12 protein-coding genes and 2 pseudogenes are annotated in these 14,091 nt (G+C 68.8%); 5 read left to right on the top strand and 9 right to left on the bottom strand.

Translation table 11 applies throughout. The features are described 5' to 3' along the window. Positions 1–140: 140 nt before the first annotated feature. From HY68_RS35215 to HY68_RS35190, 6 genes are all read right to left on the bottom strand, one after another. Positions 141–2,864, bottom strand: coding sequence for a glycoside hydrolase family 97 catalytic domain-containing protein (locus tag HY68_RS35215; RefSeq protein ID WP_241778862.1), 2,724 nt, complete (start codon positions 2,862–2,864; stop codon positions 141–143). A 199-nt stretch (positions 2,865–3,063) separates the two neighbouring features. Next, positions 3,064–3,660 (bottom strand): hypothetical protein, encoded by a 597-nt coding sequence (locus HY68_RS35210; RefSeq protein ID WP_041999726.1) that lies wholly within the window; start codon positions 3,658–3,660, stop codon positions 3,064–3,066. Beyond that, positions 3,657–4,967: an ABC transporter permease gene (locus HY68_RS35205; RefSeq protein ID WP_041999722.1), complete on the bottom strand. Its 1,311-nt coding sequence runs from the start codon at positions 4,965–4,967 to the stop codon at positions 3,657–3,659. The genes HY68_RS35210 and HY68_RS35205 overlap by 4 nt, the downstream gene beginning before the upstream one ends. Next, positions 4,964–5,758, bottom strand: coding sequence for an ATP-binding cassette domain-containing protein (locus tag HY68_RS35200; protein WP_041999719.1), 795 nt, complete (start codon positions 5,756–5,758; stop codon positions 4,964–4,966). The genes HY68_RS35205 and HY68_RS35200 overlap by 4 nt, the downstream gene beginning before the upstream one ends. 23 nt (positions 5,759–5,781) lie before the next feature. After that, on the bottom strand, positions 5,782–6,582 hold the full coding sequence (locus tag HY68_RS35195; RefSeq protein WP_041999716.1) for a hypothetical protein: 801 nt from the start codon (positions 6,580–6,582) through the stop codon (positions 5,782–5,784). After that, positions 6,579–7,127, bottom strand: coding sequence for an RNA polymerase sigma factor (locus HY68_RS35190; RefSeq protein WP_042000832.1), 549 nt, complete (start codon positions 7,125–7,127; stop codon positions 6,579–6,581). Before HY68_RS35190 ends, HY68_RS35195 begins: the two co-directional genes overlap by 4 nt. Positions 7,128–7,421: 294 nt before the next feature. Here HY68_RS35190 and HY68_RS35185 point away from each other — a divergent pair, with 294 nt between their 5' ends. Then, positions 7,422–8,528, top strand: coding sequence for a hypothetical protein (locus HY68_RS35185; RefSeq protein ID WP_041999713.1), 1,107 nt, complete (start codon positions 7,422–7,424; stop codon positions 8,526–8,528). An 80-nt stretch (positions 8,529–8,608) separates the two neighbouring features. Here HY68_RS35185 and HY68_RS35180 read toward each other — a convergent pair whose 3' ends face one another. After that, positions 8,609–9,226: a DUF6000 family protein gene (locus HY68_RS35180; protein ID WP_041999711.1), complete on the bottom strand. Its 618-nt coding sequence runs from the start codon at positions 9,224–9,226 to the stop codon at positions 8,609–8,611. A gap of 330 nt (positions 9,227–9,556) precedes the next feature. Here HY68_RS35180 and HY68_RS39810 point away from each other — a divergent pair, with 330 nt between their 5' ends. Both HY68_RS39810 and HY68_RS35170 read left to right on the top strand, forming a co-directional pair. Further along, the gene (locus HY68_RS39810; RefSeq protein WP_198533489.1) at positions 9,557–10,459 is read left to right on the top strand and encodes an RICIN domain-containing protein; all 903 of its coding nucleotides are present in this window, start codon (positions 9,557–9,559) and stop codon (positions 10,457–10,459) included. Then, positions 10,447–11,667 carry a sialidase family protein gene (locus tag HY68_RS35170; protein ID WP_041999709.1) on the top strand — a complete coding sequence of 407 codons (1,221 nt, stop codon included), beginning with the start codon at positions 10,447–10,449 and terminating at the stop codon, positions 11,665–11,667. The genes HY68_RS39810 and HY68_RS35170 overlap by 13 nt, the downstream gene beginning before the upstream one ends. Positions 11,668–11,943: 276 nt before the next feature. On the opposite strand, the gene HY68_RS35165 is transcribed toward HY68_RS35170, so the two are convergent. Further along, the gene (locus HY68_RS35165; RefSeq protein ID WP_041999707.1) at positions 11,944–12,678 is read right to left on the bottom strand and encodes a hypothetical protein; all 735 of its coding nucleotides are present in this window, start codon (positions 12,676–12,678) and stop codon (positions 11,944–11,946) included. Between the two features lie 243 nt (positions 12,679–12,921). Between HY68_RS35165 and HY68_RS41255 the strand changes: the two are divergent. Together HY68_RS41255 and HY68_RS46110 are read left to right on the top strand one after the other, a co-directional pair. Continuing rightward, positions 12,922–13,077 (top strand): annotated as a pseudogene (locus tag HY68_RS41255) (nitroreductase family protein); the annotation flags it as partial. Then, positions 13,053–13,184 (top strand): hypothetical protein, encoded by a 132-nt coding sequence (locus HY68_RS46110; RefSeq protein ID WP_277816792.1) that lies wholly within the window; start codon positions 13,053–13,055, stop codon positions 13,182–13,184. The pseudogene HY68_RS41255 and the gene HY68_RS46110, both read left to right, overlap by 25 nt. A gap of 181 nt (positions 13,185–13,365) precedes the next feature. On the opposite strand, the pseudogene HY68_RS35155 reads toward HY68_RS46110, so the two are convergent. Then, positions 13,366–14,091 (bottom strand): annotated as a pseudogene (locus HY68_RS35155) (peptide synthetase); the annotation flags it as partial.

Below are 14,091 nucleotides of genomic sequence, written 5' to 3'. Positions count from 1 at the left end.
TCTGTCCTTGCTGCCCTTAGCGCGCCTGCGCCTGCGCCTGCGCCGCAGGATGATGCCAACCGGGCAATTTTGGTTCCACCATGGGCGGCAGGCCGTTGTCGCCGTGGTCCGCCTACGGTGTCCGTCTCTGTGCCGCTGTTTCAGTCCTGGCAGGTCAGCTGGGTCAGACCCCAGTCCGCGTGGTCGGAGTTCTTGCCGTCGCCGCCGTCTCCGGCGGAGAGGGTGAGCGTGTGCACCTCGGTGACGTCGACGGTCAGGTCGACCGCGCTGTCGCCGCCCTTCAGTACTCCGGTGGCGGCGAGTTGCCGGCCGTTGTCACCAAGGACGGTGAACGTGACACTCCCCTGCCCTGCCGTCTCGTCGTCGACGCCGACATGGGCCTCAAGACGGGTGCAGCGGCCCTGGAGGTCGATCTGCACCTGTCCCGGCGCGTTCATGCCGAGGCCCTTGGCGTACACGGTCCCGCCTATCGTCAGCGGCTTCCCGTCCTGCCCGCCGGCCTCGCCGTTGGACTGGTCCCGCTCCACCGGCCCGTAGCCGTTGGTCTCGGTGAGGAACGGCTGATCACTGGCGTAGACCGTGCCGTGCAACGGGACGGAGACCCGTACGACGTCTTCGACGTGAACCGGCGGGGCCTTTCCCCCGGCCGGGTTGGCGTAGGTGACCACGACAGGCACGTCGACCTCGCCGCCGGGCTGGTCCTTGCCGACCGTCACGGTCCAGTGGCCGCTGAGCGCCTTGCCCGCGCGCAGCGAGGCGGCGGTGACGTCGCGGCCGGTGGCCTTCCAGCCGACCGGGAGCCGGTCGCGGTCCAGCGTCATACGCACCTGCCGCAGTGCGGAGCCCTTCGGGAGGACGAACGTCGCGTCGACGCCGGCGGAAGCTCCTGGGCTGACAGTCGTGGTCGCAGGGTCGAGGGTCAGGGAGGTGTCGGGCGCGGTGACGACGGGCTGATCGCAGCTGGTGCGGCCCTTGGCGGCGGGGCAGGCAAGCGCTACGAAACCGCCGTCTGCGGCCGCGGGGACCGAGACGACACTCTTGTCGGTCACCGTACTGACGGTACGCCGCAGTTGGCCGTCACTGTCGCCGATGGTCTCCAGGAGCCACGTGCCCTTGCCGAGGAAGGTGAGTGGCGCCTTCATCGTGTCGCTCGCGCCTGCCAGGATGCCGCCGACGAACCAGCGGTCCCCGTTGCGGCGGGCGATGACTGCCTGCCGGTCACCGACGGGCTGTTGGCCGGGTCCTCCCGAGACGAGATGCGTCTCGTCCCAGGTGGTGGGGAGTTGTTCGAGGTAGCGCTCGGCCACCGGCTGCGCGGCGAACCCCTCTGGATTGTCGCCCAGGCTGGTCCAGCCGGACTCGTAGACCACGGGCAGCGCCAGTTCGTGCGCCAGGGAGTCCTTGCGGCCCGGTCGGGAGAACCATGTCGGGGTGTAGTCCATCGAACCGACGATGTTGCGGGTGAAGGCGAGGAAGATGTCGCGGGTCGGGCTCTGGCCGTTCTCCTCCCCGCGAACCGCCTCGACGCTCATCACCTGCGGCCACGTACGCTGCAGACCACGAGGGATCGTGGCGCCATGGAAGTCGATCATGAGCTTCTGCTGAGCGGTGTCGCGCAGGATCGCGTCGTACCACTGGAAGGTCGACTGGGAGTCGGAGTCCATGTAGTCGACCTTGACCCCCGCGACACCCCACCCCTTGATCTTCGCGAACCAACTGTCGCGCTGCTCCTGTGTCTTGAGGTCGGTCCAGGCGAACCACAGGATCACGTCGACGCCTTTGGCCCGCGCGTAGCGGACCAGCTGCGGGACCCAGCTCGCCTGCCATCCGGCGTCCACGAGCGTGTACTGCAGCCCGTGTTCGGCCGCGTAGTCGACGAAGTCCTTCTGCCGGTCGAAGTCACCGGGGCTCGACCCTTCGCTCAGCCAGGACCAGTCGTCGACGCCCGGCCGGATCCACGAGGTGTCCTTGACCTTCGCGGGCGGCGCGAGGTCGTCCACGAGTGTGGAGCCGACCAGCGTGTCCAGGCTCCCCACGATCGCGGTACGCCACGGCGTCGCGAGCGGCCCCTGGGAGGTCACGGGGGTGTCGTCCGCCAGTGCGACCGAGTAGCCGGAGCCGCCCGCCACGTGGTCGAGATGGCTGCCGGAATACCGGCCGTCGACGTCCGCCTCCGTCAGGAGCACGTAGGTGCTCCCCACCTCGAACAGCGTCGGGAAGCCGAACGAACAGGTGTCACCGCCGCATTGCTGCGGCTGCGCCTCGTTGGCCGCGCCCGCGGTGGTCTCGGTCCGCTCGGTCTCGTAGCTGTTCGAGTACGGCTGGACCCAGGCCTTGGCGTCCGTCGGAAGCTCGAACGTCGAGGCCTCACCCGTCACCGTCACCGGCCCCTGGTCATCCAGCAGGTAGCGGTAGGCGACGCCGTCGTCAGACACGCGTACCACCACGCCCAGCCGCGCGCCGTCGGCGCCGCGGAAGGTGAACGTGGCCTCCCGCATCGTGGCCGAACGCCGCAGTTGCTTGCCTGTGGTGGTGTTGTAGGACTCGTGGACCGTGCGCTCACTCGTCTTGACCAGCCGCAGCCCGGTCGTCAGATCGTGCTGGTCGGTACGGATTCCGAGCCGGCCCGGCAGCAGCGCCGGTACCTTGTCGCGGTCCACCGCGAGGTGCAGTTCGCCCGCGGGGTCGAGGTCGAGTTCCGCGTTGAGCGCCGAATCGCCTGGCCCGTTCACCGTCCAGGATCTCGCGGGGGTCTGCACGGCGGTGGACGGTGCGGCGGCTGCCACAACCACCATGCTGCCCAGCAGCCCCGACAGCGCCACGCCGGTCACCGCCCGCCAGAGTCCTTCTCGTCTGCCTCGCATGTGTGTCCCTCGTCTTGAACCGCCGAACGCCGCGCGAGCCGAACGCCGTTCAGCGTCCATCACAGCTTCGACAGTCACCAGTTGAACAACAGCAAACTTTTTCGAATGTTTTCCATCGCATATCACCGGACTCCAACATCACAGTCAAGAGTCCGGACCGATTTCGCTGCGGTTTCCCGCGCCGTCGAAGCCCGCCCACTCAGACGTTCTCCGACGACGTTCGCGGGCGTGGGCCCCACCTCACGTACACGGTGAGGCCAACGGCGGCGAGCACTGCCGCAACCACGGCTGCCGGTGAACTGTCAGATGCCTGTGTCTGCCAGGTCAGTGCTTCACCCGCGGTACCTGTGCCCGGATACGCCGTCGCGCCGAGCGTCCACCCGAGCGGCAGGAACCACGCCCTGGCGCTGCCGGTCGCGGCCGCCGCGAGGGCGGTCAGGCCCAGCAGACCGGCCGTGTCGCGGACGACGGATCCGAACGGTCCGAACCGCGTGGCGGTGAGCAGCGTGGCCGGCAGGACCATGAGCATGCATCCCAAGGCCGCGGCCAGGTGCGATGTCCGCAGCAACCCCCACGGCCTCGCCGCTGTGCGGTCCAGCGTGTCGTCGGGACCGCCGAGGGTCGAGGTGACAGCGGCCACGAGGAGCAGCACGGTCAGGGCGAGTACGGTGCTGCTCACCTCGCCCGCGTCGCTGAAGACCGCCGCCGGCAGCCATGCCAGGGCGGTCGCCGAGACCACCGCGCCGAGCGCCGTCGGCACCCGGCGCGAGCGGACGTAGAGCATGATGCCTCTCATCGGGCACTTCGGGTCAGGAGGCCGCTGGTGTCCTGGCACTTCTGAGCGGCCCGGTGGACGGCGGCAACCCTGCCGCCAGCCTCGGCCGGGGGCAGGGCCTTCAGCCCCTTCCAGAGCGTGACGGTCTCCGGTTCGTCGAAGTCGAAGCCGTTGAGACCGGCGACCGGCTCCCGGTCGAGCAGCCAAAAGGCGGCAGCGCTGGCGAGATCGATGTCCCGGGTCTCCGCGCAGCTGATCGGGGTGGCGAACACCTCGGTGAGCATCCTCGGCAGGAACTGGCCCGGGTCGGCGAGATGGCCGTGCTTGTCGAGCGTGATGTCCATCAGCGCGGTGCCGGCCCGCGGCCCCGGCGAGGTGGGAGGAAAGATGGTGCTCGTGTCCTCGTGTGCCGCGACGATCCCCGTCGCCGGCAGGAGTCGCAACGCCTGCCGGGCCTTGGGCACCACCTCGGGCAGCACACCTTCGTGCGCCCGGCTGACGCAGACACGCGGAGTGTCCGTGGTGCACACCAGTTCCTGGGCGACCGGGTCGAGGGTCTGCCGGTCGTAGGCAGCGCCGGTCGGCGCGACCAGGGCCGTGACTGTCGCGCCGATCGCCAGCGGCACCAGTGCGGCGAACGCGAGCCTACGGTTCCGGACGGCGAAAAGCATGACGCCGGCCACCGCGACTGCGGCCATCCACAGAGCCTGGGCACCGCTGACTCCGCCTCCGACGGTGTCGTAGTCGCTGAACCGGCTCATCCCCATGCTCGGCGAGAACGCGACCACGAACCCCTGATCCGAAAGGAGATGGGGCGCGAGGACCTGCAGTATGTAACCGACCACGGCCAACGCGGGTGCGGTGGCGAGCGCCGGCACCAGCCGTCCGACGGCCAGCCCGACCCAGACCGAGGCGATCATCGTGATCAGCCCGACGGCCGTGACGGCGAACGCGGCCGGCGGCAGATAATGTGCCGTGCCGGCGATCCGTGGGGCCGCCGCCAGGAGCGTGACCAAGTACGCGACGAGGACCGTCAGCCCGGTCGCGGCCAGGATCGGCACGATCCGCCGAGATCGCGGGCGCGGCGCGCTGGCGAACAACTCGGCGACGTTCGCCCGGTGTTCGCGATAGGACTGCCACGCACCGGCGGCCATCGCGAGGGGCGACATCACCGCGAGATATTCGCGCTGAGTCATGACCAGCGCCATCCACCCGTTGGCCCATCGCCCCGTGGTGGCCTGGAGCACGATCGTGCCGCCGACGGCGATCAGCAGCGCCGCGCCGAGAGCTACCGACCGCCGGAGCTCGATGCCGAGGATACGGATCATGCGTTGCTCCTGTGCTGACGCAGAAGCGCGGAGTACCCGCGCTCCGCCGGACTGTCGCCCGCTTCGTCCTGCCCGCCGAGGGCAATCAGGTCGTCGGGGGTGCCCTGGAAGAGTCGTCGGCCGTCGCTCATGACGATGACGTCGGTGCACGCGGCGACGACGTCCTCGACGAGGTGGGTGGAGACCAGCACACAGCTGTCGGAGCCGAGGTCACGCAGCAAGTCGCGGAAGTCGAGCCGCTGTTCGGGGTCGAGTCCGACGGTGGGCTCGTCGAGCAGCAGCAACTCGGGGTCGTTCACGACGGCCTGGGCGATGCCGACCCGGCGCAGCATGCCGCCGGACAGGGCCTTCATCCTGGTCTCGGCCTTGCCGGTGAGCCCCACCCGCTCGATCGCGCGTTGTACGGCGTCGGGTACCGCGGCTTTGGGCATCTCCTTGAGCCAGGCCATGTACGCGACGAACTCGCGGACGGTGAAACGTGGGTAGAAGCCGAACTGCTGCGGCAGATAACCCAGTCCGCGACGCACCTGCCGCAGGTCGGCGCGGCCGTCGACCTGCGCGCCGAGCAGCGTCAACGAGCCGCCGGCTGGTTTGACGACGGTGGACAGCGCGCGTATCAGCGTCGTCTTTCCGGCACCGTTCGGGCCGAGCAGACCGTGAACTCCGGTTTTCAGTGCCAGGTCGAGGCCGTCGACGGCCAAGTGCCGGCCGGCCCGGACCCGCAGCTCACGCGCGTGGACCCGCCAGGGATGAAGAGTGGGGGCTGTTTCGGCAGCGCTCACCAGTCGCATGGTGTTTTCTCCTGCTCGGGGATCTAGTTGCCGCTGGTCAGGCGGCGGAAGCGAGTGGCGGCGAAGGGGACGGTCACGGCGAGGGCAGCGACGGCCGCCCCCCAGGCGGCGTTGCTGCCCGGCCGCAGCACCGGGGACAGCGATCCGGTCGCGACGCTCGGCAGCAGGACCGCCACGCACCAGGCCACCGCGAGTCCGACCGCCGCGTGCCGGACGCCGATGAAGGCACCGAGCGCGAGGGTGGCCGCAGTGAACGCCAGGCACGGCAGCAGGACAAGGCCCAGTGAGGTTCCGGTGCTCACCCCCGCCACCAGCAACGCCGGAAGTACGACGACGAGCACCGCGAGCGTGCGCCGCAACACCATGGCCAGGCCGGCCGCGGGCGTGGTCGCGATCAGTTCCCAGACCGGGTCGGTCCGTCGGCTCCAGGCCACCGCGACGCCGGGCAGCGGAGCCACCGGAGCCAGCAGCAACACGAGCGACGGCAGGCCCGGTTCAGCGATGTCGAGGAGTACGCCGCAGCCCAGCACCGCGACGGTCATCGCGAGCCAGGGCAGCAACGTCCGGACAAACAGGCGTCGGTGAGCAGCCCCGGCACGTGTGCGGCGCCGGGCCGGCAGCGGGCTCGTACTGATCGCCTGGTCGAGCGAGAGAGCGACCCGGTCGAGCAACTCCGCCGTGGCGGGAGTGACTTCTTCGGCCAGGCGCTCACGGCACTGCGCGCACGCGTCGAGATGGATCTCGACCGACCAGAGCGCGGCGTCGTCGAGTCCGCGCCCGCCCTGCGCGTAACAGGCCAGAACCATGGCAGTGGGATGAGTCATGAGAGCGTCTCCCGCAACGCGATCCGGGCCCGCCGCGCGCGGGTCTTCACCGTGCCCTCCGGCACGCCGAGCAGCACCGCCGTCTGCCGGACCGACAGATCGTCGAGCACCATCGCCTGCAACACCTGCCGCAACTCCGGTGGCAGCCGCAGCAACGCCTGCTCAAGGTTCTGGTCGACGCGGTTCGCCAGCACCTCGTCCTCGGCGGCCGGCACGGTCCGCTCGACCAGGTCAACAGCAGGCAGCCGCTCCTGCCTGGCGCGCTTGCGGAACGCGTCGACGAGACGGTTCGCGGCGATCGTCCAGAGCCAGCCGACCGCACTGCCCCCGGTCAGGGAACCCGCGTAACTGCCGGCCGCCCGCCAGAGCGCCAGGTAGGTCTCCTGGAGTACGTCGGCGACGACGTCCTCGTCAGCGCACCGGCGGCGGAGCCGGACCGCCAGCCAGGGCGAGGTACGCCGGTACAACTCGTCGAACGCGGCGCGGTCGCCGCCGGCGACGCGGCGCACGAGCTCTGCCTCGTCGAGGTCTGCTATGCCTTTCACACCCAGCAAGACGTCCCGACGGCCGAATCAGGTTCTCGGCCGCTCCGGCGCTCACCGCGAGCACGGCGCTCCGCGTGGTTGGGGATGAAGCCCTACGGCTGCGCCCCGACCTTGCTCGCCGTGACCGGTACGGGCGGTCCTCCGGCGCCGGCCATTTCGGCCGGCGACCACGACGTCGACACATATGTCGAACTCATCCTCAACGAGATCGGCGTCCCTCAACGGATGAGAAAACATGTTGGCCGGCCGCCGACGAGCTGCGAGGATGCGTCTGTTTCGGCAGGCGGAGGATATTTGTTCGTTTTCGTGTGTGCGGGATGCGGCGCCGAGTTGACGGCCCCGCTGTCCCAGGTCTCACTGCCGGTTCACGCCCGTCAGAAGTACGGGAACGGGACCCAGCTGCCGGTGCTCATGCAGTCAGGCACGTTTGCCGTGGACCCGGACCCCTGGGGAGGGCCGTGGCGGATGTGGGACGAGATCGAGCCGGGCGAGGCAGAGGCACGCGGCATCTACGCGCCGGTCTACGCCCTGTCCGACAGCACACCCGGGGCGAGTGTCATCGCGCCCGGTGATGTCCGTGGGACCCGGCTGATTCCCGAGAAGCGCGGCGGTGCCTGCTGTGGCCTCGACGGGGCCGACGGGCCCAACATGGCTTGCGAGGCATGCAACCTGCCCGTGGCGACAAGGGTCGACGACTGTTCGCTCTGGCAGACGGTACGGCTCAGCTCGGACGCCGTGCGACGCATCCCCGTTGACGGTATCCACGCCGCGCCCCTCTCCTGGGCGGAGCTGGCAGAGAAGGGTGAGAAAACGCCCCCGTTCGAGCCGATTGCCACGTGGGGAGGACGGTTGGGCTCGAACCACTACTGGTCGTGGAGTCCGCAGTGGGAGGCGGCAGCCGGCCACGCGCTCGCACACCTCCTGGTTGCCTCCCAAGGGCAGCCGGTGAAGGTCCCGGGCGGTCTGCCCACGGACGTCTTCCAACGCGCACTCGACGCCCTGCTGCCGCCAAGCCTCCCGAAGCGGCGCGCCGTCCTGGCTGGACCGGGACAGCCCTCCCCGGACGCGGGCCTCGGCATCCTCCTCGTACCGGTCCATCCCCAGACGGGCCAGACCTGGACCCCCGCCAGCCCGATCGCGCCGGCATACCTGGTACCCCTGCCGTTGGGTGTGTGGCTGTGGCTGGTCTCTCCCCAGCCATACGTGCCGGTTCCCGCGTCGGGCCGCGTACCCCAAGACGTCCTCCGCGACGACCCGCTCCCGCTGCTCCCCAACCACCTGTTCCGGACCGACCGGGGAACGTTCCAGCACACCTTGGTCCGGCTACCGGCCGTGCGCAGCCCGTGGCTGCGCACCATCCTCCAGAACCTCATGGAGGGCACCTCGGCCGACCTCTTCTAGCCGGCCAGCAATCGAACAGCGCCGGACTCTCCACCAAAGCGGCATCTGCTGCGCACATCCCGGGAGCCAAGCGAGTGGGGTCATGGCGCCTCGGCGCATTCGTCGACGAACGCGCAAAGCCGTCGAACAAGGCTCAAGAAGAAGGGGGTGGGGTCCGAGTCGCCCTGCATGTGAGGTGCATCGTGAAGCCACTGCTGCCACAGGCCATCTGGTTCCCGGAAGCGGTCGGCTCGACCAGCTCCAAGATTCAGGTCGATGAACTGGAGAGCGCCCATCACGACGGTTTGGTCGTATCCGAGGTCGGGCCGGCGGAGGTAACGATCAAGGTAGGCGGCGAGCAGATCAGCATCGCGCGCCGTTCCGAAACTGGCCAGGGCCACGCCGTAGGCCAGCCCGACACAGCAGACCTCGCTGGCCAGCAGAAGCTCGCCGAGGCGCTCACGGAACTCAGTCCGGCGCGAGACAGCTACGAGCCAAGCCGCGGTTCTCCGTTCTCTCCAACCGCCCTCAAGAAGCGTGGTGATCTCAGCCGGGGTGATGAGTCCCGCGTCCTCACACAGATCTCGCGTAAATCGGTCGTACTCCGGACTTTGCATGCGTAGCAAGCTGCCGCCGAGCTTCAGGTAACGCCGCTCGGGTGTGACATAGCGGCGTACCAGGGCCAACAACTCGGCATCGTCACGAGGATCGCGTGTCACACGACCGATCTTGCCTTGCTGGTGCGGAACGGCGCCAGCCCCTTCCTTGCGCTGCGGGGCCGCCCTTGAGCAGCGCGCGGCACGCGAGGGCGGGTGACGCCGGCGATGGCAGCGCCGTCCGGCATCGCCGGCGCGTGGGCCGCGCCCGGCACCCCCGCCGAGCTGAGCCAGCCAGTACCGAAGTCGCGCTCCGGTGGCGGCCCGGCTTCGCCAGATTTCTCTGAACTCCGCGCTGAAGAAGGGCAGTTCGGGGGCTTCAGTATGCTGATAACGCAGTTGGTCCGAGGTAAGGAATACCGACAGTCACAACGAAATGGATCAGCAACTGACATGTCAATGAAAACACTAAGATGGATCTTGGCGGTCGCCGTCACTCTCCTCTTCGCGGTGTCCTCCGGTGGCACCGCCAGTGCGTACACCCCGCCGACGAACCTCATCAACCTCGCCACAGGCAGATGTATGGTCGTGCCCGCGTCGAGCGAGACCGACGGCACCCAGATAGTCGAGTGGCAGTGCACCAGCAATCCCGACCAGGACTGGTCGCTGACCCTGATCGCGGGCACTGCCGACCATTACCGGATCAGCAACGCCAACAGCGATCTCTGTCTCGCCATCCCCGGATCCAGCCAGCTCGACGGCGTGCAGGCCGTCCAGGAGCACTGCGTGGCGAACCAGGCCAACCAGACGTGGATCCGTGACAGTTGGGGGCGGTTGTGGAACGTGAACTCCCAGAGGTGTCTGGCGGTCCCCAGCTCCTCCGCCACCAATGGCACCCGTATCATCCAGTGGCCCTGCTCCGACAACTACAACGAGCGATGGCTGTGGACCGATGACTCGACCGCATCCACCTATGCCCGTCTGTTCAACCAGGGCAGCGGATACTGTCTGGCTTATCCCACCCAAGCCGATGTCACCGGCGTCACGATGATCCAGTGGGACTGCAGTTACAGCGAGACCAACTTCTGGGGCCTCATTTCTGTGCCCGGCGGCTTCCACGTGGTCAACCAGGCGACCGATGAATGCCTGGCCCTCGCCAACGGCAGTACGAGTGAGGACTCCGAGGTGATCCAGTGGCCGTGCGGCGACCAAGCCGACCAGGTCTGGGAGCACGTCGGCTACCAACTCGTCAACAAGAACAGCGGCTTGTGCCTGACGGTCCCGTCCTCGAACACGGCAGCGAAGGCCGTCCAGCGGACTTGCTCCGGAGACAAGGACCAGCAATGGCTCTGGTGACGCGTGCGCGGGTGTGGCCCGCCCTCCCGATCGTTCTGGTACTCGCTGTGCTGACCGGCCTCCTCCTGCCCCGTCTTGCCACAGCGTCCACCCCCGACCCTGACCCCGCCCCCAACTCCGCAAGGGCTGCCGTTTCCTCAGCCTCCGTCTTCGCGCCCAACTTCACCGACGTGTCGACGGTCTACTCGGACACGGTGAGCCATGGTGACGGCACCCGGGTCCCCGACATCATCAGCACCAGCGAAACCCACGCGGTCGTGGCGTGGCGGGAGGGCATCGTCCCCAACCATGTCGACCAGGGCTACATCCGCTACTCCTACACCCTCGACGGTGGCGACACTTGGAGTCCGCCCCAGATGCTGGTGCAGGAGACGGACAAGATGACGTGGAACGACGTTGTCCTCTTTCAAACGGGCAACCAGCTCTTCGCCTACGTCACCGGGGACACGGCCAAAAGCTCGCAACATCATGCCGGCGCGACAACCGCTGTGGTCGTCATGCGCAGCACCGACGAAGGGCACTCATGGCTGCCCTACCCCCTCACCACCGACCTGGCGCACCTCAAGGAAAACATCGTCTTCTCAGGCCGCCCGCTCCAGTTGGGCCCGGACAGTTACGTCATGCCGTACTGGTCCACCGGGCGGGAGAACGGGGTGCTGACCTCCGACGACAGCGACCTGAAGACCTGGACGCCAGGCGGCCATCCGACGAACGGGGCCACGCTGCCGGGTGAGAACCAGATCGCCGTCTCCCAGGACGACGACGGCAACGGCGACGTCCGAGACCTCGTCATGGTCGCCCGCGCGAACGGCAACGCTGCGAAGGCCACAAGTTCGGACGGCGGGCGCACTTGGGGTCCGTTCAAAGAAGACCCGGCCCTGCCGAGCCACAACATCGCCAAAGACTTCTTCACCACGGACAGCAACGGGCAGTACCTCTACATCTACAACTCAGGCACGGCGACCGTGGGGCAGACGGGGTATCGCGACAAACTCGCCTACAAGGTCCAGCCCAAAGGCGGATCCTGGAGCGCCGAAACACCCCTCGTCGACACGGTATTGAACGACCCACCCCAGCCCGACGGTGCCGACTGGGACACATACCCGATGGCGGACGAGTACGCACCAGGCAAGTTCTACGTCGTCTGGGAAGCCGACACCATGCACATCATGGTGGGCAAGCTCGACGTCTCGGGCACCGCCAAGTGACCACCCACTCCCCGTGGACGGTGAGCAGCCTTTTGAGCCGGTGCAGCCAGCGAGGCGCGCTCGACCACCCGGCGCACCTCGCCCGGTCCGGAACCATGGGCGACATCCTGTCGCCTGTGGTTGGGCCGGAGACGGATACGTAAGGCAGCGCGGGCCCCTACCGAGAGTTCGGTAGGGGCCCGCTGCCCAGACGGTTGCAGGGGCCGGGACCCGTCCCTGACGAAGCGGTGTGCCGCCGGCATCACCTACTGTCTGCTGCCGTCCGACGGTCCGGCATCACAGCAGGTGCCGTGTGAAGAACTGGGCCGCGGCGTCTCCCGCGAACTGCGGGACGCCGGTGTGACCGCCCATATTGGCGTGCAGGGACTTCTCCTCGGAACCGAAGGCGTCAAACAGGTCCAGGGCTGCCTGCCGGTCGTTACCCTCGTCGTCCCACTGCAGCAGGACATGCAGCGGAATGGTGACCTGCCGGGCTTCCTCGAACATCACGCGGGGCACAAGGCTCCCCGCGAACAGACCGGCGGCCACGATGCGCGGCTCGACCACCGCCAGCCGGACGCCGATGGAGATCACTCCCCCCGAATACCCGACCGGACCGCCGATCTCCGGCAGCGACAGGAAGACGTCCAACGCGGCCTGCCATTCCGGGACCGCCTTGTCGACCAGCGGGAGAACGAGAGCGTCGACAATCTCGTCGCTGACCGGCCCGCCGGCCTGCATCGCGCGGCGCAGCTCGGCTCGGGCCTGGTCGAGGGCGGGCCAACGAGGCCGGTCCCCGCTCCCGGGGAGCTCGATGGTGGCCGTGGCGAAGCCCGCCGCCGCGGAGTGCCGGGCCCGGGCCACCAGCCGGGGATACATCTTGCGCAGCCCGAGCGCGGGGTGGCCGAGCAGGATCAGTGGGACCGGAGCGGAAGCGGACGGGGGCATCCACAGGATGCCGGGGATCTCTCCGAGGGTGAATTCGCGTTCGAGGACGCCGTCGTCGAGGCGTCGCTCGGAAGTTACATGCATGGTCGTGCCTTTCGGGAGTGCGCTGCAACGGCGCTCCCGGACGACCTGTCTATCGCCCGACCGCGACCCCGGAGGGGAGCACCCATGTCGATACTGCGTTCACGGGTACCACCTCCTCGATCTCTCGCACGGCCTCCGGAAAAGGTAGCAGTGGTCGGCCCATCAGCATGGGCCATTTACTGTTCCGGCGATCTCAGAACGGGAAAGATGGCTGCCCCGCCATGGAACGGGAGGCGCGACGGCGTGGACGTTTACGAAGCAGTGGAAAGTCGCCGGGCGGTACGGGCGTTCAGCGACGAGCCGGTACGCAAGGAGATACTCGAACGCGTGCTGACCGCGGCGGCGCGGGCTCCGTCGAGCGGGAACCTCCAGCCGTGGCATGTGTACGTGGTGACGGGCTCGTACTGGTCTGCGGTGTCGCGGTCGGATACGAGAACGACGGCGCGCCCCGGCTGCGAACCGGGCGGGCGGACCTGACCGAGACGGTGAGTTTCGTCGGAGCGTGACGATCAGGCGGCGGACCGCCGGCGACGGACGGCGCAAAACGGCGCGTGGCTCCTGGCGGGGCTGCGCACTGTCGTCGCGCCGTCCTGTTCGCTCCGGGGCGGGGTCGACGCGTCCCTGCGACTGGTCGCCGCATGCGCTCGGTACGCGGTGCGGAGCGCAGGTCCGTACGCCAGTACGCGGCTACGTATTCGGCTCGGCGCACGCCTCGGCCAGGAGCGTGGCGATCTCGGTGACGAGTCCGGCGAGGGGGTCGTGGGTGAGTTCCGTCATCCGGAGCCGGCCGTTGACGGTGACGACGCCGAGGAGGTGTTCGCCGCGCAGCTGAGTCAGCTGGGCGGGGCCCCAGAGCGCGGCGAGGATGCCCGTACCGGATGCGTGGGGCTGTGCCACGCCGAGGTTGGTGATCTGGATGTCGGCGGTGGTAGCGGCGGCCATCATCGCCTCGACGCCTTCGGGGCTGTCCGGCGCCTGCTCCGCGAGGACAGCTGACCCTTCGGCGATGGCCTGCGGGGTGCGCTGGGCGGACAGTGCCCGGTGATGGCTGCGGGCCAGCGACCACAGGTCGTCGCCGTCGCGGCCGTCGCTGGCCGTCTTGGCACCGGCGAATCGTACGACGGTCTCGGCAGGGAGGCCGACCGCCCGCCGCAGGTCCATCGGGCTCAGGACGCGTACGAACTCCCGTCCCCTGCGGTGGAACGCCAGCGAGGCGGCGGCGCACAGCGCCGCGTGCACCGACGACTGCTCGCTGCGGGCGCGGGCGACCAGCCGGGAGGTGAGTCCGCTGTCCAGGGCGAGGGACGTCAGATGCGGCGTACGGCCGGTGAACGGCAACAGCTCCCCGGTCGCGCCCATGCGCGCGTCAGCCTCCGGCGGCGCGGCGGCGATTCCGTCCGGCGCAGCGGCGCC

The sequence above is a fragment of the Streptomyces sp. AcH 505 genome (assembly GCF_000818175.1).
In the GTDB taxonomy this organism is placed as follows: Bacteria; Actinomycetota; Actinomycetes; order Streptomycetales; family Streptomycetaceae; genus Streptomyces.
Note: the sequence above shows the minus strand (reverse complement) of the source record. Positions and strands in the feature narration are given on the sequence as shown.

What these genes read in the sequence shown, in the direction of transcription:
- HY68_RS35215 (WP_241778862.1), bottom strand. Translation starts at nt 2,864, where the DNA reads ATGCGAGGCAGACGAGAAGGACTCTGGCGGGCGGTGACCGGCGTGGCG.
- HY68_RS35210 (WP_041999726.1), bottom strand. Translation starts at nt 3,660, where the DNA reads ATGAGAGGCATCATGCTCTACGTCCGCTCGCGCCGGGTGCCGACGGCG.
- HY68_RS35205 (WP_041999722.1), bottom strand. Translation starts at nt 4,967, where the DNA reads ATGATCCGTATCCTCGGCATCGAGCTCCGGCGGTCGGTAGCTCTCGGC.
- HY68_RS35200 (WP_041999719.1), bottom strand. Translation starts at nt 5,758, where the DNA reads ATGCGACTGGTGAGCGCTGCCGAAACAGCCCCCACTCTTCATCCCTGG.
- HY68_RS35195 (WP_041999716.1), bottom strand. Translation starts at nt 6,582, where the DNA reads ATGACTCATCCCACTGCCATGGTTCTGGCCTGTTACGCGCAGGGCGGG.
- HY68_RS39810 (WP_198533489.1), top strand. Translation starts at nt 9,557, where the DNA reads ATGTCAATGAAAACACTAAGATGGATCTTGGCGGTCGCCGTCACTCTC.
- HY68_RS35170 (WP_041999709.1), top strand. Translation starts at nt 10,447, where the DNA reads ATGGCTCTGGTGACGCGTGCGCGGGTGTGGCCCGCCCTCCCGATCGTT.
- HY68_RS35165 (WP_041999707.1), bottom strand. Translation starts at nt 12,678, where the DNA reads ATGCATGTAACTTCCGAGCGACGCCTCGACGACGGCGTCCTCGAACGC.